This window comes from Dyadobacter beijingensis DSM 21582 (assembly GCF_000382205.1).
Taxonomy (GTDB): domain Bacteria; phylum Bacteroidota; class Bacteroidia; order Cytophagales; family Spirosomataceae; genus Dyadobacter; species Dyadobacter beijingensis.
In genome coordinates this window covers 694,388-717,570 of sequence record NZ_KB907786.1, presented here as the reverse complement: position 1 = coordinate 717,570, position 23,183 = coordinate 694,388, and the positions used below count along the sequence as shown (strand labels likewise).

17 protein-coding genes are annotated in these 23,183 nt (G+C 53.3%); 11 read left to right on the top strand and 6 right to left on the bottom strand.

Annotation, left to right across the window (positions count from 1 at the left end; translation table 11 throughout):
* Positions 1-127: 127 nt before the first annotated feature.
* Complete coding sequence (locus H144_RS0103050; protein ID WP_019940560.1) at positions 128-1,855, top strand: VRR-NUC domain-containing protein; 1,728 nt, start codon at positions 128-130, stop codon at positions 1,853-1,855.
* Here H144_RS0103050 and H144_RS0103045 read toward each other — a convergent pair.
* Entirely contained in the window at positions 1,842-2,639 is a 798-nt protein-coding gene (locus tag H144_RS0103045; protein WP_019940559.1) for an endonuclease/exonuclease/phosphatase family protein, read from the bottom strand. The two genes, H144_RS0103050 and H144_RS0103045, sit on opposite strands and share 14 nt — an antisense overlap.
* A 76-nt stretch (positions 2,640-2,715) precedes the next feature.
* On the opposite strand from H144_RS0103045, the gene H144_RS0103040 reads away from it, so the two are divergent.
* From H144_RS0103040 to H144_RS0103030, 3 genes are read left to right on the top strand one after another with little or no spacing between them, the layout of a single operon-like run.
* Entirely contained in the window at positions 2,716-4,038 is a 1,323-nt protein-coding gene (locus tag H144_RS0103040; protein WP_019940558.1) for a M16 family metallopeptidase, read from the top strand.
* A 25-nt stretch (positions 4,039-4,063) separates the two neighbouring features.
* A complete protein-coding gene (locus H144_RS0103035) occupies positions 4,064-5,440 on the top strand; it encodes a M16 family metallopeptidase (protein WP_019940557.1) in 1,377 nt (458 codons plus the stop codon).
* Between the two features lie 60 nt (positions 5,441-5,500).
* Positions 5,501-6,358, top strand: coding sequence for a sugar phosphate isomerase/epimerase family protein (locus tag H144_RS0103030; RefSeq protein WP_019940556.1), 858 nt, complete (start codon positions 5,501-5,503; stop codon positions 6,356-6,358).
* A 99-nt stretch (positions 6,359-6,457) separates the two neighbouring features.
* Here the strand turns inward: H144_RS0103030 and H144_RS0103025 are convergent, their stop codons facing one another.
* The 4 genes from H144_RS0103025 to H144_RS0103010 all read right to left on the bottom strand — a co-directional run bounded on the left by H144_RS0103025 (position 6,458) and on the right by H144_RS0103010 (position 13,845).
* Positions 6,458-8,353 carry a RagB/SusD family nutrient uptake outer membrane protein gene (locus H144_RS0103025; protein WP_019940555.1) on the bottom strand — a complete coding sequence of 632 codons (1,896 nt, stop codon included), beginning with the start codon at positions 8,351-8,353 and terminating at the stop codon, positions 6,458-6,460.
* 15 nt (positions 8,354-8,368) lie between these two features.
* On the bottom strand, positions 8,369-11,866 hold the full coding sequence (locus H144_RS0103020) for a TonB-dependent receptor (protein ID WP_157504415.1): 3,498 nt from the start codon (positions 11,864-11,866) through the stop codon (positions 8,369-8,371).
* Positions 11,867-12,032: 166 nt separating this feature from the next.
* Positions 12,033-13,166, bottom strand: coding sequence for a FecR family protein (locus tag H144_RS0103015; RefSeq protein ID WP_019940553.1), 1,134 nt, complete (start codon positions 13,164-13,166; stop codon positions 12,033-12,035).
* A 91-nt stretch (positions 13,167-13,257) separates the two neighbouring features.
* Complete coding sequence (locus H144_RS0103010; protein ID WP_019940552.1) at positions 13,258-13,845, bottom strand: RNA polymerase sigma factor; 588 nt, start codon at positions 13,843-13,845, stop codon at positions 13,258-13,260.
* 176 nt (positions 13,846-14,021) lie between these two features.
* Between H144_RS0103010 and H144_RS0103005 the strand changes: the two genes are divergently transcribed.
* From H144_RS0103005 to H144_RS0102975, 7 genes are all read left to right on the top strand, one after another.
* Positions 14,022-14,978: an isopenicillin N synthase family dioxygenase gene (locus H144_RS0103005; protein WP_019940551.1), complete on the top strand. Its 957-nt coding sequence runs from the start codon at positions 14,022-14,024 to the stop codon at positions 14,976-14,978.
* 58 nt (positions 14,979-15,036) lie between these two features.
* Positions 15,037-16,179: a chromate efflux transporter gene (gene chrA / locus H144_RS0103000; RefSeq protein WP_019940550.1), complete on the top strand. Its 1,143-nt coding sequence runs from the start codon at positions 15,037-15,039 to the stop codon at positions 16,177-16,179.
* 75 nt (positions 16,180-16,254) lie between these two features.
* Complete coding sequence (locus H144_RS0102995; protein WP_019940549.1) at positions 16,255-16,521, top strand: UPF0175 family protein; 267 nt, start codon at positions 16,255-16,257, stop codon at positions 16,519-16,521.
* 46 nt (positions 16,522-16,567) lie between these two features.
* Entirely contained in the window at positions 16,568-19,531 is a 2,964-nt protein-coding gene (locus tag H144_RS0102990) for a serine hydrolase domain-containing protein (protein WP_026350370.1), read from the top strand.
* Between the two features lie 66 nt (positions 19,532-19,597).
* Complete coding sequence (locus H144_RS0102985; protein ID WP_019940547.1) at positions 19,598-19,918, top strand: DciA family protein; 321 nt, start codon at positions 19,598-19,600, stop codon at positions 19,916-19,918.
* 68 nt (positions 19,919-19,986) lie between these two features.
* A complete protein-coding gene (locus H144_RS0102980; RefSeq protein ID WP_019940546.1) occupies positions 19,987-20,919 on the top strand; it encodes a S66 peptidase family protein in 933 nt (310 codons plus the stop codon).
* 9 nt (positions 20,920-20,928) lie between these two features.
* Positions 20,929-21,729 carry an SDR family oxidoreductase gene (locus H144_RS0102975; protein WP_019940545.1) on the top strand — a complete coding sequence of 267 codons (801 nt, stop codon included), beginning with the start codon at positions 20,929-20,931 and terminating at the stop codon, positions 21,727-21,729.
* 13 nt (positions 21,730-21,742) lie between these two features.
* Here H144_RS0102975 and H144_RS0102970 read toward each other — a convergent pair whose 3' ends face one another.
* Positions 21,743-23,092, bottom strand: a complete 1,350-nt coding sequence (locus H144_RS0102970) for an amidohydrolase (protein WP_019940544.1) — start codon at positions 23,090-23,092, stop codon at positions 21,743-21,745.
* Between the last annotated feature and the right edge of the window lie 91 nt (positions 23,093-23,183).

Below are 23,183 nucleotides of genomic sequence, written 5' to 3'. Positions count from 1 at the left end.
ATCATCCTGCACTGGCGGCTTGCGGGCCTTTTCGCTGCTCAGCAGGCCATTTTATTGATAATTTTAATATCTTCGAATGGATATTTTTGGTAACTTTATTTCTTCATCAACTTAGAAATTAACCGTTTTGTCTGCCGAATTGCCCGATCCGTTTGCCCAGGAACAGGTGTTTCCCACGGATCTACCGCCGAAGTATTACCTCGATTATTTCAACTACGTGCTCGCCTTCGTACGCAAGCGCTACGCGCACATCCTGCACGAGCGCGAGGTGGTGTTTCTGGACGATTACGAATCGCTTTCGGAGGACGCGCAATGCCTTTTCATCCGTTTCAGCAACCGCCGTAAATCGTTCTTCCGGACCAATGCACTCTCCTATTCCGAAATAGAGGATGTGGCCGCGGTACTCACCGAACTGCTCGACCGCGATTTCATTGAAACCCTTTGCCAAGCGCACGAAACGCGTTTCGCGGAAGTGATAGATCTGTTTACCAAACCTGAACTGCTGGCCGTAACCAGGCTCCTCGCACCGGACATCATGCCGTCGAAAAGCATTAAAAAACCCGATCTCGTCCGCTGGCTGCTCCACGAGTACGACTTTTCCGTGCTATGCGAGGTTATCGGCGAAATAGAACCGGTGGTGAAAGTGTCGTTCGAAGCGGAAGTAATGCTGATGAAATTTCTCTTTTTCGGCAACCGCTATGCCGACATGACCGAATTTGTCGTCCGGGACCTCGGTCACGTGCGGTTCCAGTCGTTCGACGAGCAGTTCCTGTCTATTCAGTTCGACACGCGCAAAGACGCCGACGATACGCTGATGGTGTCGCTCATGAAGGAAACTTTCGACGTGATCAAACACGACCTGCCGCCAGAGGAAATTTTCGACTGGTTCATGAACTGGCAGGTAGCCAGCGGCACGGGGCTCAGCCATAAGGCATTACCTTCGTTCAATACATTTATATTAAAGGTCAGCGCGTGGCTGGAACGGAAGAAAATGCTTTCCCAGGCCCTGACCATCTACCAGCTCACCAACGACGCCCCTGCCCGCGAGCGGCGCGTGCGGCTGCTGTACAATCTCGGCGAAATCGACGAGGCGCTCGCATTGTGCGAGGAAATTTCCGAAAGCCCGCAAAATGCCGACGAGCGCTTTTTCAGTCTTGATTTTTATGAAAAGATCAAAAACAAAAAGGCCCGGACCGTCAAACGGACAACCCGGGCCCTGAAAGCCGCGGAAGCGATCGAAGTGCCGATTTCTTACCGGTTCCGCGTGGAATCCGGTGCATTGACCTATTACCAATCGCAGGGATACAATGCGTTTTTCAGCGAAAACGAGCCCTGGCGCGCCTTGTTCGGGTTGCTGTTTTGGGACATTATTTACGATACGAATGTCCAAACCATCCATAACCCGCTCCAACGCATTCCGTCGGACTTCTTCCTGCCCGATTTCTATTTCAAACGGTCGGAGCTATTGAAGGAACGGCTCGCCGCCGCACATTCACGGGAGATCATCGACGAGCTCGTTACGCAAACATTTACAGACAAATACGGCATTACCAATGTGCTCGTGCCGTGGTATGACGGCGCATTGGAGAAAGTATTGACCTTAACCTCCCTGCTTAGCCCGGAGAAAATCCACAAGATCATGCTCGAAATGGCGCTGAACCTCCGCGAAAACACCCGGGGCTTCCCGGACCTGCTCGTCTGGAACGACCACGATTACGCATTCATCGAGATCAAGTCCCCTACCGACCACCTTTCGTCGCGGCAGCTGCATTGGCAGCATTTCTTCGCCGAGCATGGCGTGCAGAGCCGCATTGTGCGGGTGAACTGGATCAAGGAGGATATTACTCTAATGTAAACTCCGCAGTGACCGGCAAGTGGTCCGAGGCATATTTCTCGTCGATTACCGTTGTGTTGGCGCTTTTGAGCTGGGTGCCCTGCTTGTGCATGATGAAATCGATCGTCTTTTTCGGGACTTCCACGGGAATGGTCGGTTTGCATTCCGTGCACGAGCGCGTGAAGTACTTGTCGAAATACGCAATCACAGGGCTTTCGGGCACGGCATTGAAGTCGCCGGCGAGGATCATCGGCAGTTCTGTTTTACCAAAATGCGCCATAATGGTTTCCGCCTGGTCAATGCGGTTCGGCTCTTTGAGGCCCAAATGCGTGCTGGCGAAAATCAGTTTCCGGTTGTCGGGCAATTTCACGGTCACGGCAGCAATGGTACGGTCTTCTTCTTTCAGTTCCGGGCGGATCGGCAGGGCATATTTCGCCGAATCCACGATCGGAAATCTGGTCAGTACGGCCACGCCATAGTCGCCGCCCTGGTGGTCGATCGCTTTGGAAAAATAGAATTTCATGCCCGTGAGCGCCGCCAGCTGCTGTGCCTGGTTCTTGCCTTTGCCGGAGCGCTCGGTATTTACATCCACCTCCTGTAATGCCACGAAATCGGGTTTGGCGGCATTGATCACCTTCGCGATCGCCTCTACATCGATCTTGTCCCCCGCCGAGGGCGGATTGCAATGGTGGATGTTGTAGGTCATTACTTTGAAACGCTGCCGCCTGGCAGGCTGGTCGGGCGACGTTCCGGCTACTCCGTTGAGCGCCAGCAAGGCCATAAAAGGGAAAAGGAACTTCTTCATCGGTGGTACGAATGATTTAGATTAATAATGCTCCAAAAATAGCTATCATTACACATTCATTAACAATCCCTGCTTCATGAAGCTCCGAAAATTACTGCTCGCCGCGGCCGCATTGACCGGTTTCGGCGTTGCTCATGCGCAAACCAGGCCGGAGGATGTGAAATCGTTCACATTGAACAACGGCATGAAATTCCTCGTCCTGGAAGATCATTCGATCCCCACGGCCAACATGTACCTCTTCTGGAAGGTCGGCTCGCGGAACGAGGTCCACGGCATTACCGGCCTCTCCCACTTCTTCGAACACATGATGTTCAACGGCTCGAAAAACTACGGTCCCAAGCAGTTCGACCGCGTGATGGAAGCCAACGGCGGCTCCAACAACGCCTACACGAACGAAAACGTGACCGTATACACCGACTGGTTCCAGAAAGACGCATTGGAAACGATCTTCAAACTCGAATCGGACCGCATCGGCCATCTTACCATCGACCCAAAAATGGTGGAAAGCGAGCGAGGCGTGGTGCTTTCCGAGCGCAGTACCGGCCTGGAAAACAGTAATTACCACCTGCTGGGCGAGCTGGTGCAATCCGTGGCATTCCAGGAACACCCTTATATGCTTCCGGTGATCGGCTTCGAGTCCGATATCAAAAGCTGGACGCAGAGCGATCTGGAAAATTATTTCAAAACTTACTACTCGCCTAACAATGTGACGGTGGTAGTGGTGGGCGATATCAAATACGATGATGTCAGGAAACTGGCGGATCAATACATGGCCCCGTTGCCCGCACGCGGATTGCCGCCCAAAATCCGTACCGTGGAGCCGCCGCAAAATGGCGAGCGCCGCGTGACGACCTATAAGGACATCACTACGCCGAATATCCTGCTCGTATACCACGTCCCCGAAACTGCCCACGCCGACTATTATGCGCTCGATCTGTTCAGCAGCCTGCTGAGCTCGGGCAATTCTTCGCGGCTCGTGAAATCGCTCGTGATGGACACGACGATCGCTTCCAGCGTCTCTACCAGCCTCGACAATGGTTTCGACCCGACGTTATTTGCCGTTTTCGGTGTGGCGGGCGACAATGTATCGGCGCCCGATCTCGAAAAAGCCATTGAAAAACAGATAGATATGGTCATTCAGAATGGGGTGACGGAGGCGGAGTTGCAGAAAGTGAAGAACCAGAAACTAATGGAGTTCTACCACACGCTGGAAACGATCAATGGAAAAGCAAACAGCCTGGGAACATACGACGTGTTTTTTGGTGATTACAAAAAGATGTTCGAAGCGCCGGATAACTACAAAAAGGTGACTGTGGACGATATTAAGCGCGTGGCCGCCAAATACTTCACCGACCGCAACCGCACCGTGGGATACCTGCTTCCCGAAACTTCGAAATGATCCGCATTCAAATTTGACATTCAGCATGAAAAATATCATCCTTTTGGTACTAGCCTTCTGCTCGCTTTCGGCAATGGCCCAGAATAATTTCAAAGTGCCGCCTTACGAAAAGCTCAAACTCAAAAACGGGCTGACAGTGTACATCATGGAGCAGCACGAGGTGCCGCTGATCAACGTTTCGGCCGTGTTCGATGCCGGTTCTATCAACGACGGCGAGCGGCACGGCCTCGCCAGCCTGACGGCCGACGCATTACTGTTCGGCACGCAGAAATATACCAAAGGGCAGATTGAAGAAATGACCGATTACGTCGGCGCGACGCTTTCAACCTATGCGACCAAGGACAATGCAGGCCTTGCGGCCTCGTTTGCCGTGAAAGACCAGGAAAAGCTTTTCGAACTGATCCAGCAAGTGCTCATACATCCCGTTTTCGACGTGGCGGAATTCGACAAGCACAAGCAGCGCACGCTGCTCGAACTCGCGCAGGCCAAGGAAAGTCCCCGTTCGGTCATAGGCAACTATTATAATGCATTCCTGTTCAACAACTTTCCTTATGCCACGCCCACGACCGGCAGTAAATCGACCGTCGAGAAGATCGATGCAGCGGCGGCAAAAGCATTTTATGAAAGCAACTACACCACCGGAAAAGGGGCGATCTCGATCGTCGGCGATTTCAAGGCGGCAGATATGAAGAAAAAGGTCACCGCATTGTTCGGAGAATGGAAAACGGCGCCGGCCAGAATGGTGAAGCGCGTTGCCCCGAATCTGGAATTCGAAAAAAGCCGCGTCCTGCTCGTCAATAAGGAAGATGCCCGCGAGACGACACTCATGATCGGCGGTAAAGGCATCGATTACAATTCTCCGGATTATGTGCCGGTAGTCGTCATCAACACCATTCTCGGCGGCCGGTTCACGTCGTGGCTCAACGACGCATTGCGCGTCAACTCCGGGCTTACTTACGGCGCAGCGAGCCGTTTTACGCGTTACAAATATGCGGGCACATTCGGGATCAGCACATTTACCAAAAACTCCACCACGTTCCCGGCCATCGATCTGGCGCTGAGCGTGCTCGACAGCCTGCATAAAAACGGCATCAATGAAGAAATCCTCGCATCCGCGAAGGCGTACGTGAAAGGCGATTTCCCACCGGATTACGAGTCGGCCGGCGCATTGGCGCGTTTGCTGACGGATATGTTTATCTATAATTTCGACGAAAGCTTTATCAATACATTCCAAAGCAAGGTCGATGGGCTGACCACCGCACAGGCGAAGGACATTATCGCCACCTATTTTCCGAAAGACAAGCTTCAATTCGTGCTTGTCGGCAAAGCTGCCGAGATTAAGGAGCAGGCCAAAAAGTACGGCGAGCTGAGCGAAAAGCAGATCAAGGCCGACGGGTTTTAGTATATCATTCGCGGGCAATGCTTTTTGCAATACCTATCTAAAACAATCGAGAAAATGACAATGAAAAAACTAATCGGTCTGGGCTGTCTGGCGGCTGCATTGCTGGTAGGCGAGAGCGACCTTTTCGCGCAGGGCAAGGTGTACACCGCTCCCATCGGCTTGCAGGCATATACTTTCCGCGGCAGCTGGGGCAAAGGCATCGAAGCGACGCTCGATACCATCAAATCGCTCGGGGTTACCGAAATGGAAGGCGGCCCCATTGCCGGCATGACCACCGAAGAACTCCGCAAGCAGCTCGACAAACGCGGCATCGCCATGCGCTCGATCGGCGCGGATTACAAAAAACTCAGCGAAAGCACTGCGCAGACAATCAAGGATGCCAAAATCCTCGGCGCGAAATACGTGATGGTCGCCTGGATTCCTCACGAAAAAGGCAACTTCAATCTTGAAACTGCGAAAAAAGCCGTCGCCGATTTCAACAAGGCAGGTAAGGAATTGAAAGAAGCAGGCATTTCGCTCACGTACCACAACCACGGCTACGAGTTTGTACCTTACGAGGACGGCACCCTGTTCGACTACATTGTCAAAAACACCAATCCCGAATACGTCAACTTCGAGATGGACGTTCTCTGGACCGCATTCCCAGGCCAGGACCCGGCTAAGCTGCTTTTGAAATATCCTACCAGATGGAAGCTGATGCACCTTAAAGACCTGAAAAAAGGCGTCAAAGGTGACCTCTCGGGCGGCACGCCTACGACCAACGACGTAGCACTAGGCACCGGCCAGATCGACATTCCCGCCACTTTGAAGGCTGCGAAAAAGGTAGGGATCAAGCATTATTTCATAGAAGACGAAAGCCCTTCGTACCTGAAACAGATTCCTGTGACGATTGCTTATATTAAGAGTATCAAAGAATAAGCCTAACAACTTCTGACAATACATGACAACACCTGACCATGAATGACTTCGTCGTCATTTGTAGTCAGGTGTTGTCATTTGTTGTCAGGAGGTTTCAGGTTACCACCCCGGATTCTGCTTCAAAGTCGGCGTGCGCTGCAATTCGTCCTGCATGATCGGGAATAGGTAATGCCTTGGCGTGACGAACACGCGGCTTTCTACGAAATAGCGCTGCATCCGGTATTTCTTGCCGTCCACCACGATCTTTCCATTCACGTCTTCCACGGGCTTCATACCGTTGATCATCCGCTGCGTTTTCGGATAAGGCCAGTAGGCTTGCGAACGCTGCTCGTTGGTTCCGCCGGCTGCCTGCCATGCCTGCTCGCGGGCAACTTCTTTGGCCGAGCTGGCTTCGAGGTAGAGCCGCGAAGTCCAGATGCGGTTGTTTTCATAAAACAGCTCCACCCTTCTTTCGCGTTTGATGTATTCGTCCATCAATGCCTTGCTGCTCTGTGCTTCCGGTGGAATCGGCGCCATGAAGGAACGCTTTCTCACGTCGTTCAGCATCTGATAAATCTCCGCATTAGGCCCGGCCGACTCGTTCACTGCCTCGGCGTAGATGTAAATGAACTCCGGCAGGCGCCAGATCGGCGGGCCGCTGATGGCAAAACTCTTGTCGCGGTTCCAGGATTCCCGCAGGATTTTGCGCAGAAAATAACCGGTAGTCGAAGAGTTGGAAGCGCCGATCTTATCCGCGCCTGTGGCCGTATTGATCACCTTTCCTTTGAATGTAGAGCCGTGGTAAACAATGTCACGGTAGAAACGCGGGTCTCTCTTCACACTTTCGTAAGGGTTACCGTCGTCGTAGCCGTCGGTTTTGGCTCGGGAACCGTAGACGGGATAACCGTAGCCATTGGCAGCAATGTATTCATATTCATCCACTTGCTCCTGAACGGGCATCTGGCGCGAGCTTCCGCCCCAGCTTGGCGGGTAAATGTCGCCCTGCCAGTTGTTGTCCTTATCCCGCGTTACGAAGAAAACAGCCTCATTCTGAAACGATTGCATATCGTGATACAAATCCCACAAACGGGCGGGCACTTTCGAATTGTTATTATTCACACCCGCGTCATCCCGGAAATCCGCCGCGTCGTGGCCCTGGTAGAGGCTGTACCGCTGGCGTCCGTCGACTTTGAAATCGATCACGGCTTTGGCAGCTTCCTTTGCTTTCACCCAGCGGTCCACATTATAGGTGTATTCGGCCGCGAACTGGCGCGTATCGTTCGGAAAAGTGCCGCCGTTCCACATCGGCGTGGCGGCCATCCACGAAATCATCGCTTTCAGGCCCAGGCAGGCGCCCTTGTCTACCCGACCGAAATCCGCTCCTCCCCAGCTGCCCGGTACCAATGCAAATGCCGAGTCGCAATCCTGCTTGATTTTCGCAGCGATGGTATGGAAAGACTCCTGTTTGAAGTTCATCTGATCCGTAGGCTGGACGGTATTCGTCATGTAAACGACCTCCCCGTACATACGTGCGGCCAGGTAATGGAAGTAGGCGCGCATGAAGTAGGTTTCCCCCAGGCGTTTATCCAGGTCGCCGGCTTGCAGGGGGTTATCCGGCGTCTTGTATTTCCTTACACCTTCCAAAATCACATTGGCCTTACGGATGCGGCTGTACAAATCCCACCAGTATTGCCCGCGGCTGCTGCGGTCGGGCATGGCGTTCGGGTTCCAGTCGCCCGTGTTAAATTTGTTGGTAAGGCTTCCCTCGGCGGTCGATCCTTCGGCCTCGTCCGTCACAGGCGCCGATGAAAAGTGCGAGAAGAATACCAGCGGGCTGTTGGAACCTTTGGCATTGTCGTACAGGTCCGTGATCAGCTGGTTCATTTTGTTGTATCGGGTAAAAACCTGCTCGGCGTCTACCTGATCGTCGGGTTTGCGGTCCAGGAAATCCTGCTGGCAGCCTGAAAGCACTGTGAGGCTTAATGCGACGGTCGTAAATATTTTTCTGCTATTCATAAATGTCAGGTTAAATCAGAATGAAATGTCGACGCCAAAATTCACCACCTTCTGGATCGGGTACCAGTCGCCCGTACCTTCGCGGGTTTCGGGGTCCATATCCACATCTTTGAGCCCATCCCACGTGAGCAGGTTCATACCCTGCACGTAAATGCGGAAATTGTCGATACCGATCTTTTTGATCGTCGTTTTGGGAAGGTTATACCCTACCTCTACCGTTTTCAGACGGATGTATTTCGAATTGTACAAAAACAGGCTGCTGTTACCGTTCTTGTTGTTGCTATGATCGCCGAAATGCAATGCCGGATACGTGGCGGTAGCAGCAGTCTCCGGCGTCCAGCGGTTCAGGTGCATGGGTTTCACTTTACCATATTTGTCCTGGCTAAACAGCGGAAAGTCGTACACCGCAGCGCCCGACAGCTGCACCGAAGCCCGCGACGCACCCTGGAACAAGGCACTGAAATCGAAGTCGCGGAAGCGGCCGCCTACCGGCAAACCAAACATCAGCTCGGGGTTACGCGGGTTACCTACCGCCGTACGGTCGCCCAGGTCGTCGATCTTACCGTCGTTGTTCAAATCCTTGTACAAGACATCCCCCGGCCGCAGCGTACCGAACGACTGGAACCCGCTGCCGTTGTTCATGGCGTTGAGCTGATTAGCCTCCTCCTGGTTGGCAACAAACCGGTCGAAAATGTAGTCGAAATGCTCGTCGATGCGCTTGCCGGTATTGGCTCGTCCCGGTGAAGCATATGGGATTTCATTCATAAAAATGATCTTGTTGCGGGCAAAAGTCATATTCGGGCGAATGAAGTACGTGAAATGCTTGCCCACGCTGCCCGTCCACCCGATCTCGAAGTCGAAGCCTTTGTTGTTGACAATACCCGAGTTGAGGAACGGTGCGTCTTTACCCACGATGTCGGGGAAACCGAGCTTGTTGCCGCCGCCCATATTGGTGATAATGTCGTACCGGTGCTCACGGAAGAGGTCCAGGGTCAATGTGAGGTGTTTCAGGAAGGTAGCGTCGATACCGATATTGGTCTTGCGCGCCTTTTCCCACGTCAGGTTAGGGTTGGCCAGGTCGCCTTCCGAAAGGAAACCGCCCGCTCCCGAGCCGAAGTTGTCGGTCCCGAAATTGTAGTCGCCGTCCCGACGTCCGAAATACTGCAGGTAGATAAAGCGCTTGTCGTCAGGAATTTTATCACTTCCTACCAAACCGAATGAACCGCGGATTTTCAGGTTGTTCAGCCAGCTTTGCGTGTTGGTCATAAACCGCTCCTTCGTCAGCACCCAGCCCGCCGCCACCGACGGGAAGAATCCGTACCGCTTACCTTTCGCGAAGTTTTCAGAGCCATTGTAAGCCGCATTCACTTCGAGCAGATAGCGGTCGTCGTAGCCGTATGTCGCCCGCGCGGTGATGCCCTGGTAGCTGAATGGCACCTGGTTGTTGATGACACGCTTCGACCGGTTGAAAAGTACCATTCCCGTCACGTCGTGCAGCCCGAAGTTGCGCATGTAGTCGAGCTTGGCCTGCAAATAGGCGCGGCTCTCATTGTCGTTGTCGTCATAGCCGTTCCCGATCGTCTGGTCGATATTATACTTGTTCCCCGACTTGTACGCGCCCGTATAATGCCCCGGCGTGCGATAGATGTCGCTGCCGGCTGTCGGTACAAATGTGGCATAACCCGGATACTCGCGGTAACCTTCCGAATAGGTCCCCACCTTCCGATCGATCCAGCCGCCGTCGTTGGCGTCGTAGGAGAACATTCCCTCGATCGACAAGCCTTTTGTAATGAAATTCAGCTTGTGCCCGAGCGAGAACGAACCATTGAGGTAGGTATTCTTCTCATTCAGAAAACCCGTGCGGCTAAGCTCTCCCAGGATGTTGAAACGATAAATCTGGTCGCCGTAAAGCATTCCAAGCGGGTTGTTGGCCTGGAAAACCTTGTTTGCAGGATCGTCGTTAGGCTCAACGACGATCGGCAGGTAGGATGGCTGCGTGTTGGCCAGCTCCACAATACGGGCAGCTGAGGTACCCGGCGCATTGCGATCGGTAATGCGCGCTCCAAGGTCGAGCTTGGCGTAAAAATTGTCCGTAATGTCGATATCGATGTTCGAGCGGAAGTTGTAACGCTTGAAAACGGCCTGCGTGCTGTTCGCCGCCAGATCGGTATGGCGGTAGTTACCATCCTGCTGGAAGTAGTTGGCCAGGACGAAATACCTGGCCCTTAACGATCCACCGCTAATAGACAAACTGTAATCATGCTGCACACCCGGCTTGAATGCGTAATCGAAATAATTCCAATTGTAGCCCAGCCCATCGGAGTTATCGCCCTTCGCCCTCCTGAAATCCGCAATAGCCTGCTCCGAAAACAAATTGAGCGTCGTGGGATCGGCGTCCGGGTTATCGTTTCTTCTGGCCTCGTTATACAGCATCGCATAATCCGCCGAACCGAGGTAAGTAGGGAATTTTACAGGCTTGTTAATACCCACCGATGCTTTGAAATTTACAGTCGCCTTGTCCTGCACCTTCCCGCGTCGTGTGGTGATCAGGATTACACCGTTGGCACCACGCACACCGTAAGGCGCTGTGGCCGAAGCATCTTTCAAAATCGTAAACGTCTCGATTTCCGATGGCGCCAGGTAATCCATGCTCCGTTCCAGACCGTCGATGATGACAATCGGCGCCTTGTTGCCGTAAGTGGCAGCGCCCCGGATGAAAATTTCACTGCGGTCCACACCCGGCTCACCACCGCCAAACTGGTTGGCGAACAACCCGGGCAAACGGCCCGCCAATGCATTGGTAATACTGGCCGTCGGGCTTTGCTTCAAATCTTCGGTCGTAATGGTCGCGATGGAGCCCGTAATGGTCGCCTTACGCTGCGCGCCGTAGCCCACGATCACGATCTCTTCCAGCCCGTTCAGATCTTCTTCCAGCTGAACGCTGAGTGTCGTCTGGGCACCCACCGGCTGTTCTTTTTTGAGATAACCGATAAAAGAGATAACCAGCACATCGCCTGCCTCTGCTTCTACGGTAAATTTCCCCGTGGCATCGGCGGAAGTGCCCTTGTCCGTCCCTTTCACAATCACCGTCGCCCCCGGCAGCGGATTGCCTTTTGCGTCTGAAATGGTCCCGGTTATTTCACGGATTACCACCTCCCGAACTGCGGGCATGGCCGGGAGCTGCACGGGGCCGGCCCCACTGTTCTCTTCCTTTTTGTAAATCGCGATTTGCTTACCTATTACCCTATACGTCAGATCTGTTCCTTTGAGTGCGGCATTCAGGATAGCCGGCACGGTTTCGTTTTTCAGGTTAAGGTTGAGATTAATCTCCTGTTTGCCCGAAAATAGATCATCCCTGTAAAATATGCGGTAACTGGTCTGCTCCTGAATTTGCCTGAACAGCGTGCCCAGATTTCCGTTCCGGATTTTGACATCCATCCTGCTTTTCTGGGAATACCCCGTTGCATGCACGCTCATCATCCCGATCCATAACAGCAGCACTGTCAGTTTCATGATTCTCAGCAGTTTTGATGGGTGCAATTCTCCCAAAGGGCAATACCCTTTCTGGTCAAATTTTTTCATAAATTTGATTCGACTTTTGTGAATACATTAGTTTAAATGATCACTTGCTTGCCGGCAAGTGTGAAGGATCGGGAAACGTTGCCGCGTTTCCCGTTTTTTATGGTTTGATAGTGCTTTCCTCCAATACGTACCTCCTTTCGTTAGGTTGTTGTTTATAAATGAGCCCCGTCGTCAGCGAGAGCGCTTCTAATATGTCGCGGATGTTTTCCTGCAAATCCAGCGTGCCGCCAAACCGCACATCCGCGAGTTTCGGTTGTTTTAGAATAATATCAACCCGGTAATACCGCGACAGCTTTTTCAAAACCTCGGTCAGCGGCGCGCTGTTCAGCACCAGGTAGCCGTCCTTCCACGACACATATTCCTTCACATCCACCTGTTCCGTTTGCAATGTCGCCTGCTGCTGATCGTACACCGCGCGGGTACCCGGCACGATCTTCGTTGTTTTCGAACCAAAAAGCGATTTGGGCTGGGTCGTCAGCTCCACGCTGCCGGTAGCGAGCACAGCTGAGGTATAACTATCGTCCGCATAAGCACTTACATCGAACTCCGTACCGAGCACTTTCACCTCCATGTCACGCGTGTACACGTGGAACGGCACGTCGTCGGAATGCCTGACCGAGAAAAATGCCTGGCCTTCGAGGTACACTTCGCGCCGGCGGTCGTCGAAATGCGAAGGGTATACCAGCTTGGAGCCGGAGTTCAGCCAGATACGCGTGCCGTCCGCGAGCGTGAGCACCGATCGCTTGCCGTAAGGCACGATCAACGTATTGAATTGCTGATCCCCGGCCACCTGCTGGCCTATCGTCGATGAAGAGTCAACCTGAATGAGCGCGCCATTATCCTTATATTCCACGCTCGAATTTTCTTTCTGCAAGCTTACCACACGCTTGTCGGCCAGGATCAGCTGCGTTTCTTTCGGGCCATTCGCACCGCGGGCCGCAAACTCCTGCATCACCCGGGCGGAATCCTTGTAAAACACCAGGTAACCTACCCCGGCCAGCAGCAGCAATGTTACCGATGCGGCGGCTGAAATCCAGAATGTGTTGAACGACCTTTGCTTTTTATGCGAAATGGTCTCTTCGACCTGGTTCCAGAGTACTTCTTTTTCGGAACCGGAAAACTTTTCGTTACGGAGGGTTGTAAACAACAGTTTTGCCCGTTCTCCGGCCGCTCTTTCCTCGTCGGTCAGGTGTTCCGGGTCCGGCTGCTGTTTGTTGCTTTTTCTTTTCATGGAAGCGCTTGTTTGAAATAGAAGAGCAGCGCGACCGGCAGATATAGACTTCTGAAATGATCTTTTTTAATATAAAATAGAAAATATTTTATTACCAGCACAAAATCAGCAGGATAGCTCCGAATTCGAGCTTTCCGCGGAGTTGTTTGAGGGCCCGGTAAATGAAGGTGCGGCAGGTAGGAACGGAAATCTGCATAATCGCTGCGATTTCCTCGTAGTCGAGGTCCTGATGGAAGCGCAGGTAGAGGATCTCCCGCTGGCGGTCGGGCAACAGGTTGATCTCGGCGGCGAGGTGCTGCAATACTTCCCGCTCCTTTTCGTCGGTGATCATTTCCTGCTCGATACCAAAATCGAATGCGTGAATTGCCATATTATCGTCGGAATTCCAGCGGTCGAAGCTCAGCAGCGAGCTTTTCCGGTGTGCGGCGTGCAGCTTCCTGCGGAAGGATTTGAGGAGGTAGAATTTCACATTCACGTCCTGCGCCAGGTTTTTCCGATATGCGTGCAGATCGATGAACAGGTCATGGATACAATCCTTCACCAGGTCACGGTCGGTACTGTACCGCATACCGAATGCGTACAGCACGCCGGCGTACTGGTCGTAGAGCCCGCTGAATGCCTCGGGGTCACCGGAAATGAAGCGCAGCCAGATGTCGTGATCCGGCTCAGAATGTACCATAATGCGATGTTCGATGCATAATTTCCCCAAAACGGGTTTAAAAGTAATGAGTATCTATTAAAGTTATCAAATATCTCCTGTTTCTTCTTTCTATTTTTATACCGGCAAAGCAGCGCATTTTCAAAACTTGCCTGGTGTGCGGATACTATTTACTTTGCATCAAAAAAGCAATCAACATGGAACCAGCACTATTGAATGAAGTCCCGTCGCTCGATTTGGCCGATTTCACATCCGGGGACGCCGGGCGAAAGCAGCAGTTTGTCCAGGACCTGGGCGCCGCATTTACCAATATCGGTTTTGTGGCCATTAAAAACCACGGCCTGAGCGATGCCCTGCGCAACGATCTGTACGAAAGTGTACAGAAATTCTTTTCGCAGCCCGACGAGATCAAAAAAAAGTACGAGTTCCCTGAGCTCTTCGGTCAGCGCGGCTACATTGGCAAGGGCAAAGAAACGGCCAAAGGCTTCAAAGTAGCCGATTTGAAAGAATTTTACCATGTAGGCCAGCCTGAGCCCATCGGCCAGATGCCTTCGAACGTGTTCCCCGACGAGTTTCCCGATTTCAGGAAATATACCCTCGAAGTATACCATACCTTCGAAAATACGGGCAAAACGCTGCTCCGCGCCATTGCCATTTACCTGGACCTGCCGGAAGATTATTTCGACGACAAGGTGAAAAACGGCGACAGCCTGCTCCGCGCATTGCATTATTTCCCTATTCCAAACCCTGAACTCGTACCGGAAGGCGCGGTAAGGGCCGCGGCGCACGGGGATATCAACCTCATTACCCTGCTCATGGGCGCCAGCGCCGAAGGCCTGGAAGTGCTCCGCCGCGATGGCGAGTGGATCGCCATTACCGCACTGCCCGACCAGATCGTCGTGAATGTGGGCGACATGCTCGACCGCCTTACGAACCACAAGCTGAAATCGACCATTCACCGCGTCGTGAACCCGCCGCGCGAGAAAATGGGGACATCGCGGTATTCGATCCCGTTCTTCATGCACCCTCGCGCAGACATGAACCTGACCAGCCTCGAAAGCTGCATTACGCCGGAACAACCCAAACTGTACACCGATATGACAGCCGGCGAGTTTCTCGATGAACGTCTGCGGGAGCTAGGTTTGAAAAAATAAAAGTACCCTCAGCTTGTCCTACCCACCTATCCGTCGTTTCCGTTACATCATTTACCTGATGGACATACTCCTGCTGTCGCTCACGGCATTCGGAGGCCCGCAGGTGCATTTGATGATGATGATCGAACGGCTGGTGCACAAGCGGCGGTATGTCACGGAAGAGGAGCTCCTTGAATTACAGGCGCTCTGCTCGATCCTTCCCGGCCCAAGTTCCACGCAGACCGTCACGGCCATTGGTCTTAAAATCGGCGGGCAGCCGCTCGCCTATCTTACACTGCTGGTATGGTCGCTGCCCGCGATGCTGCTGATGACGCTCGCCGCCATCGGCATCCATTACCTCGAACGGAATGCCATTTCGCTGAATTTCACGCGGTTTGTAGGACCGATGGCCGTGGCGTTCCTCATGTACGGCGCCTCGTCCATTGCCCGGAAAGTGATCCATAACACCCAGGGCTGGACGTTCCTGCTCATTTCCACGATCCTGGCCTACCTCTACCCTTCGCCTTACATGACGCCCGTGCTCATCATATGCGGGGGCGTGGCGGCTTCGCTGAATTTCAAGAAGCACGAAAAGATGGAGAAGGCCGAAATCCGCATCAAATGGCGGCCTATTATCTTCTGGATTTCGGTGCTGATCGCAGCGGCCATAATCGGTAAGATCACCAATTCGCTGCCGGTGCGGCTCTTCGAGAACTTCTACCGGAACGGCAGCCTCGTTTTCGGCGGCGGGCAGGTGCTGATCCCGATCCTTTACAACGAGTTCGTGACGTTCAAGCACTACCTCACCGAGCAGGAATTCCTTGCGGGCATGGCGCTCACGCAGGTGGTGCCGGGGCCGGTGTTTTCCATTGCGACATTCGTCGGGAGCGTTTCGCTGCAATCGGCGGGGTGGTTCGGTCAGTTTGTCGGCGGGTTTGTTGCCACGGCGGGCATATTCCTGCCTGGTACGTTCTTCATATTCTTTGCCTACCCGTTCTGGGACCAGCTGAAACGCTACCGCGGCATCCGCGCCTCATTAGAAGGCATCCACGCCGCGAGCTGCGGGCTTACCATTGCCGCCGCCATTTCCCTCTTTCAACCGATGATGACCGACATACAGCCCGTCATCACGGTGATCGCCACGCTCATCGTCGTTGCATTCGGCAAGGTACCTTCGTATGTGATCATCCTGGCCGGTTTGCTGCTGGGGCTTGTGTTTTGAGGGGTTTTAGCCGGAGAACGGGAAAGGTTGTGTACATTTACTTAGAGTTCTTTCGAAAACTTAATATCAGCGTATATGCTTTTGGAGCTCAATGACAATGTGATCAAAAGTACCGGTCTCTCCGAGCAGGAGTTACGGATCGACCTGGCCGTGCGCCCGTATGAAGACGGTAAAATCACTGTCGGACAAGGCGGTACGATGACGGGATTAGGCCATGTGAAGTTCCAGCATGAGTTGGGCAAACGCAAAATTGCGTCGCATTTTGATGTTGAAGATTTGGAAGCAGATCTGGAAACGCTTGAAAAGCTTGCTATTGCACGTGGTAAGCAGACCAACACTTAAAATCAATTAACGAATACCAGTACCAAGAATAAGTTCCCCAAACCCAATGACCAGACACCACCTTACCTTTCTAACACTCCTTTTCCTAAGCGCATTTACCACAAAAGCCCAGATCAGCACGCCTCCCCGCTTTTTGCATCAGCATAAACAATGGGTGGATTCCGTTTTTGCGACGCTTACGCCCGATGAGCGTATTGCCCAGCTGATCATGGTCGCGGCGGTTTCCGATACCAAACGGGCATTGATCGACCCGAAAACCAGTAACCCGGCGGCCGTCGAGAAGCTGATCCGCGAAAATAAGGTCGGCGGGATCGTGTTTTTCCAGGGCGGGCCCATACCGCAGGCAAGGCTGACCAACTACTACCAATCCATTTCGAAAGTACCGCTCCTCGTGGCAATGGATGCCGAATTCGGCCTCGCAATGCGGATCGACAGCACCGTACGCTATCCTTACCAGATGACATTAGGCGCCATTCAGGGTAACGACGACCTCATTTACGAAATGGGCGCGCAGGTGGCCAGGCAGGCGCGGCGATTGGGTATGCATATCAATTTCGCGCCGGTGGCGGACGTGAACAACAACCCCAACAACCCGGTAATCAGCTTCCGGTCGTTCGGGGAAAACAAATACAAAGTGGCCGAAAAGGCCGTCGCGTACATGCGCGGGATGCAGGATAACGGCCTGCTGACCAGCGCCAAACACTTCCCCGGCCACGGCGACACGGGTACCGACTCGCATTATGACCTGCCATTGATCCCGCATTCCCTGGAACGGATTGATTCACTGGAACTTTACCCTTTCCGGGAGCTGGTGCGAAACGGTTTGAGCGGCATGATGATCGCGCACCTGAGCATCCCGGCATTGGACAAAACGCCGAATTTGCCCTCTACCCTTTCCAAACCGATCGTCACCGATTTGCTTCGGAAACAGCTGGGATTCGGGGGATTGATCTTCTCCGACGCGATGAATATGAAGGGTGTTACCAAGTTTTTCCCCGACGGCAAGGCCGACGCGATGGGCCTCGAAGCCGGAATGGACCTGCTCGAATTCACCGAGGATGTGAACAAATCCATTGCGGAGATCAAAAAAAGCATTGCCGAGGGTAAAATCACGCAAGCGGAGATCGACTACCGCTGCCGGAAAGTACTCGAGGCCAAAGCCTGGGCGGGTTTGAACCAATACAAACCGGTGGACCTCAACCGCCTTTACGAAGACCTGAACCCCAAAGCCGCCGAGCTGACCAACCGTTTGCTCACCGAAAAGGCATTGACAGTACTTAAAAACGACCATAACCTGCTGCCGCTGCGTGCGCTGGATACGTTGAAGATCGCTTCCATTTCACTCGGCGCAGACACGATCACGACTTTCCAGAACACGCTGGGACTTTATACGACGGTCGACCATTTCCAGATCCCGGCGAAGGCAACCGCCGAGCAGATCGAAGCGGTGCGTTCGAAGCTGAATGCATATAACCTGCTGCTGGTCGGCGTGCATTTGGGCAGCATTTCGCCCCGCACCAACTACGGCCTCACCGAGCCGATGAGCAACATTTTGCAGGAGCTCATTGCGACCAAAAAGGCAGTGGTATCCGTGTTCGGCAATCCCTATGCCTTAAATAAAATGCCGAAAACAGACGACGCAAAAGCATTGGTGATGGCCTACCAGCTCACGCCTTACACGCAGGATTTGTCGGCCCAGCTGATTTTCGGGGCTATTCCGGCGCAGGGCAAGCTGCCGGTGACGGTGAATGCGCAGTTTCCGTACAATGCGGGTATCGAAACGCCGGCCATCGGCCGTTTGAAATACACCATTCCCGAAGAACTGGGACTGGATTCGCAGGTCATTACATTCAAAATCGATTCCATTGCCAATGCGGCAGTGACCCAGAAGGCAACGCCAGGCTGCGTCGTGCAGCTGGCGAAGGACGGCAAAGTGTTTTTCCGCAAGGCTTATGGCAAGCATACCTATGAAGGCAATCAGCCTGTCAAAGTGACCGATCTGTACGACCTGGCCTCGGTAACCAAAATCACAGCGTCTACATTGGCATTAATGAGCCTTTGGGATGCGAAAAAGTTTGATCTGGATGCGACAATGAAAGATTACCTGCCCGATTTCGAAGGATCGAACAAAGCGGATCTGCACTGGCGCCGCGTGCTCACGCATAGCGCCCGCCTGAAAGCATTCATCGTGCTCTGGAAAGAAGCGCAGAACGCCGACGGCAGCTGGAAAAAGAAGACGTTCAGCACGAAACAATCGAAGCGCTACCCTACTTCCGTGGTAGGTGACAGCCTGTTCATTTTCAAGAATTATGACAAAACGATTTTCAAAGCTATCCGTAACTCACCGCTGAACGAAAAAGAAGGGTATGTGTACAGCGACCTTTCGTTTATCCTTTATCCGCAGATTGTGAAGCGGCTGAGCGGAGAGAATTTTGAAGATTATGTCAAAAACCATTATTACCACAAGCTTGGCGCGAATACATTGACTTTCAACCCGAAACGCTTTTACAAGCTGGACGAGATCGTGCCTACCGAGCGCGATACTTTCTTCCGCATGACGCAGCTGCACGGCCAGGTACACGACGAAGCCGCGGCGATGCTGGGCGGATTGAGCGGCCACGCGGGGCTTTTCGGAACGTCCAACGACGTGATGAAAGTGTGGCAAATGTATTTGCAGGACGGCTATTACGGCGGTGAGCAACTACTGAGCCAGGACGCTTTGATCGAGTTTACGCGCTACCAGTACCCCGAGGAAGGCAGCCGCCGGGGCATTGGTTTCGACAAGCCGACATTCAAATACACAGGCAATGCACCGCGTTACGCGAGCCCGTCAAGCTTTGGGCATACGGGTTATACGGGCATCATGACGTGGGCCGATCCGGCGTGGGGCCTCAACTACGTGTTCCTTTCGAACCGCGTGTACCCGACCCGCGAGAACAACAAGATTTCGACGCTGAACATCCGGACGTCGATCATGGATGTGGTATACGAGCAGTTATTAAAAAAGTAACCCCGGTTACTCGCACCGAGCCCTGATCTTGCTACCTTTGTAACACTCACGAACAAGGTTATCGCTATGTACTATCGGTTTGACAAAGAAAAAGCTTCCCGGCGGCCCGGCGTTACGCCGTTGAAGGATGCGATCGATCAAATGCTGGATAGGTACAAGCTGCGCAGCCGTTTCGACCAGTCGTACGTGGTGGCGCATTGGGACAAGATCATGGGCTCGGCCATTGCCACCCGCACCAAGAAGGTGTATATCAAAGACGGCATTCTCTTTCTGCAAATCGAATCCGCCCCTCTCCGCAACGAACTTTTCCGCGCCAAAGGCAAGATCATAGAGCTCATCAACCGCGAAATGGGCAGCACGCTCGTGCAGGATGTGATTTTTGTGTAATCGACCATTTCGAAGGAATTTTAATACATTTGTCGGCGCTGCAAAGCGTTGTACTGAAAGCATTTTGAATGAACCCAATCCAATTTCCTGCATTTCTGAAACCCGGTGATCGTATCGGGGTGGTGGCTCCGGCGAGTATTGTGAAGTATGAAGATCTGGTGGCCGGGATAAGGCTTTTTACAGCGCAATGGGGCCTGGAAGTGGTTGAAGGAACAACGCTTCGAAGTGCTTACAACCAGTTTTCTGCAACGGACGAAGACCGCCTGAACGATGTGCAGCAGATGCTGGACGATCATTCTGTTAAAGCGATCATCGCGGCACGCGGCGGGTATGGATGCTCCCGGATTGTAGATGGGCTGAATTTTGACCAATTCCTCGAAAATCCGAAATGGATCGTCGGTTTCAGCGACCTGACGGCCTTCCTTTCCAGAACTTATCAGCTGGGTTTCGCCAGTATCCACGCGCCGATGGCTAAAACCATCACGTGTGTAGGCGCGGAAACCGCAGCCGAATCTTTGCGGCAAATGCTTTTTGGCGAAATGCCCGAATATGCCGTGGCAGGCCATGCCTTGAACCGCCACGGGCAGGCGACCGCCCAAGTCGTGGGCGGCAACCTCTGTCTGCTGGCCCATATGATAGGCTCGGCGACGGATATCGATACGGACGGAAAGATCCTTTTCATCGAAGACATCAACGAATACCTCTATAACCTCGACCGTATGATGATCCAGCTGAAACGGTCGGGCAAGCTTTCGCGGCTGGCGGGGCTGGTCGTCGGGCAGTTTACCGATATGAAGGACAACAACAGCCCGACATTCGGTAAGGATTCCGACGAGATCATTGCGGAACATGTCGCAGAGTTCAACTACCCGGTTTGTTTCAATTTCCCCGTAGGCCATGTGGGCGACAACCGCGCGATGGGCGTGGGCATGCCGGCCGCGTTCAGCGTTTCCGAAAACGGGGCGCGTTTACAATTTCTACCAGTTTCGACAGCGGTATAGCCGACAGATATGACGAATTTCAAAGATAAGGTGGTCTGGATTACCGGCGCATCGTCCGGCATCGGCGAGGCGTTGACGATGGCTTTTGCCCGCGAGGGTGCGAAGCTCGTGCTGACGGCCCGGCGCCGCGAAGAGTTGGAAAGGGTAAAACAGCAAACGGCATTACCCGCCCGCGATGTGCTTATACTCCCGATGGACGTTACGCAGTTCGACCAGGCAAAACCCGCCACCGACGAGGTGATCGCGCATTTCGGGCGTATCGATATCATGGTGCACAATGCCGGCGTGAGCCAGCGCTCATACATCAACGACACCGACCTGGAAGTGTACCAAAGCCTGATGAATGTAAATTTTTTCAGCACCGTGGCGCTTACCAAGGCCGTTTTGCCGCATATGATCGCCCGGCAATCGGGGCATTTCATTGTAATGAGCAGTGTCGCCGGGAAAATCGGGACGATTATGCGCTCGGGCTATAATGCCGCCAAACACGCATTGCAGGGCTTTTACGACTCGCTGCGGGCGGAAGGTTACCGGCACAATATCAAGGTCACTACCATTTGCCCTGGTTACATCCGCACCAATATTTCCCTGAATGCATTGAATGCTGCGGGTGACAAGTTTGGCAAAATGGATAGCAACCAGGCGCAGGGCATTCCAGCCGATGTGTGCGCAGAGAAAATCCTGAATGCAGTCAGGAATGATAAAAAAGAAATTTACATCGGGGGCTTCAAGGAAGTGGCAGCCATTTACCTCAAAAGGTTCTTCCCGAACCTGCTGTTTGACCAGGTCAGGAAGAACGTTCCGGAGTAGCCGCAATGGCCTGCTATCTGGCTTTCGCCTTACTTTTTTCGAGGTAATCCGTTGCGAGGCGGGCGATCGAACGCACACCGAGCACGAGGCTGCCCTCATCTACATAAAAATCAGGCGTGTGGTGCGGCGCTGCCTCGGCGACACTTTTCCCTTTTGGCATACCGCCCAGAAAGAAGAAGAAACCCGGTACCTTCTGCTGGTAATACGAGAAATCTTCCGCACCGGTCTTGGCCGGGATCACATTCACATTCTCCTTTCCCGCCACATTTTCCAGCGTCCCGATCATTTTGGCCGTCAACGCCTCGTCGTTATAGGTAACGGGGTACATAATGTCTATATCAACCGTCGCGGTAGCCCCGGCGCTTTCCGCAATGTGACTTGAAATATCCTTGATACGCTTGTGCACATACGTATGCATGCCCTCGTCGAACGTGCGGATGGTACCGATCATTTTCACGGATTCGGGGATGATGTTCTGCCTTACGCCTCCATGAATGGCGCCGATCGTCACCACCGCGGGCGCCTGCGTGAGGTTCAGATTGCGGCTTACGATCGTTTGTAATGCATTCACGATCTGCGACGACGTCACGATCGGGTCCACGCCCGACCACGGATACGCGCCGTGCGTCTGTTTTCCCTTTACATCGATACTGAAAAAATCCACCGCCGCCATCGTCGCTCCGGGGCGGTAGGCGATCTTGCCGACTTCAATCTGGGAATCGATATGCAGGCCAAAAACTGCTTCCACTTTCGGATTTTCCAGCACGCCTTCCTTCACCATCAGCTCCGCTCCCCCTTCCTCGCCTTGCGGGGCGCCTTCTTCGGCAGGCTGGAAAATGAATTTGATCGTCCCCGGCAGGTCGTTTTTCATCGGCGCCAGCACCTCGGCGACGCCCATCAGGATCGCGACGTGCGTATCGTGCCCGCAGGCATGCATGACGCCCGTGTTCTGGCCATTGTATTCCGTAGTCACCTTCGATTTGAATGGCACATCCACCCGCTCGGTCACCGGCAAGCCGTCCATATCGGCCCGTAATGCTACTACCGGGCCTGGTTTCCCTCCTTTCAGAATCCCGACGACGCCGGTATGCGCCACGCCGGTTTGTACCTCAATGCCGAGTTGCTTCAAATGGCTGGCGACCTTTTCGGCAGTTTTGAACTCGCGGTTGCCGAGCTCCGGGTTCTGGTGAAAATCGCGGCGCCACTCCACAAGCTTCTTTTCCAGAGCCGGCGCCTTCTGGTCGATCGACTTCGCGAGCGGGGATTGCGCGATGGCCATTGGTGTGCAAAGGCCGGTTAGTAATGCAGCTGCGGAAACACGGAGCAGGTTATTGGCAATGCTTTTCGTAAAAGGAGTTTTCATTTTCTACTGTTGTAATAAAAGGATCAGGTTTTTCAAGATCGGAAAGATATTCTACAATAAAAAGGCCCTACCCACTAGGGGTAAGGCCTTG

Excerpts from the sequence above, each read along its gene's own strand:
- H144_RS0102980 (WP_019940546.1), top strand. The coding sequence starts at position 19,987 with ATGAACCCAATCCAATTTCCTGCATTTCTGAAACCCGGTGATCGTATC.
- H144_RS0103025 (WP_019940555.1), bottom strand. The coding sequence starts at position 8,353 with ATGAATAGCAGAAAAATATTTACGACCGTCGCATTAAGCCTCACAGTG.
- chrA (WP_019940550.1), top strand. The coding sequence starts at position 15,037 with ATGGACATACTCCTGCTGTCGCTCACGGCATTCGGAGGCCCGCAGGTG.
- H144_RS0102995 (WP_019940549.1), top strand. The coding sequence starts at position 16,255 with ATGCTTTTGGAGCTCAATGACAATGTGATCAAAAGTACCGGTCTCTCC.
- H144_RS0103015 (WP_019940553.1), bottom strand. The coding sequence starts at position 13,166 with ATGAAAAGAAAAAGCAACAAACAGCAGCCGGACCCGGAACACCTGACC.
- H144_RS0102975 (WP_019940545.1), top strand. The coding sequence starts at position 20,929 with ATGACGAATTTCAAAGATAAGGTGGTCTGGATTACCGGCGCATCGTCC.
- H144_RS0102990 (WP_026350370.1), top strand. The coding sequence starts at position 16,568 with ATGACCAGACACCACCTTACCTTTCTAACACTCCTTTTCCTAAGCGCA.
- H144_RS0103020 (WP_157504415.1), bottom strand. The coding sequence starts at position 11,866 with ATGAAACTGACAGTGCTGCTGTTATGGATCGGGATGATGAGCGTGCAT.
- H144_RS0103005 (WP_019940551.1), top strand. The coding sequence starts at position 14,022 with ATGGAACCAGCACTATTGAATGAAGTCCCGTCGCTCGATTTGGCCGAT.
- H144_RS0103045 (WP_019940559.1), bottom strand. The coding sequence starts at position 2,639 with ATGAAGAAGTTCCTTTTCCCTTTTATGGCCTTGCTGGCGCTCAACGGA.
- H144_RS0102985 (WP_019940547.1), top strand. The coding sequence starts at position 19,598 with ATGTACTATCGGTTTGACAAAGAAAAAGCTTCCCGGCGGCCCGGCGTT.
- H144_RS0102970 (WP_019940544.1), bottom strand. The coding sequence starts at position 23,092 with ATGAAAACTCCTTTTACGAAAAGCATTGCCAATAACCTGCTCCGTGTT.
- H144_RS0103030 (WP_019940556.1), top strand. The coding sequence starts at position 5,501 with ATGAAAAAACTAATCGGTCTGGGCTGTCTGGCGGCTGCATTGCTGGTA.
- H144_RS0103035 (WP_019940557.1), top strand. The coding sequence starts at position 4,064 with ATGAAAAATATCATCCTTTTGGTACTAGCCTTCTGCTCGCTTTCGGCA.
- H144_RS0103040 (WP_019940558.1), top strand. The coding sequence starts at position 2,716 with ATGAAGCTCCGAAAATTACTGCTCGCCGCGGCCGCATTGACCGGTTTC.
- H144_RS0103010 (WP_019940552.1), bottom strand. The coding sequence starts at position 13,845 with ATGGTACATTCTGAGCCGGATCACGACATCTGGCTGCGCTTCATTTCC.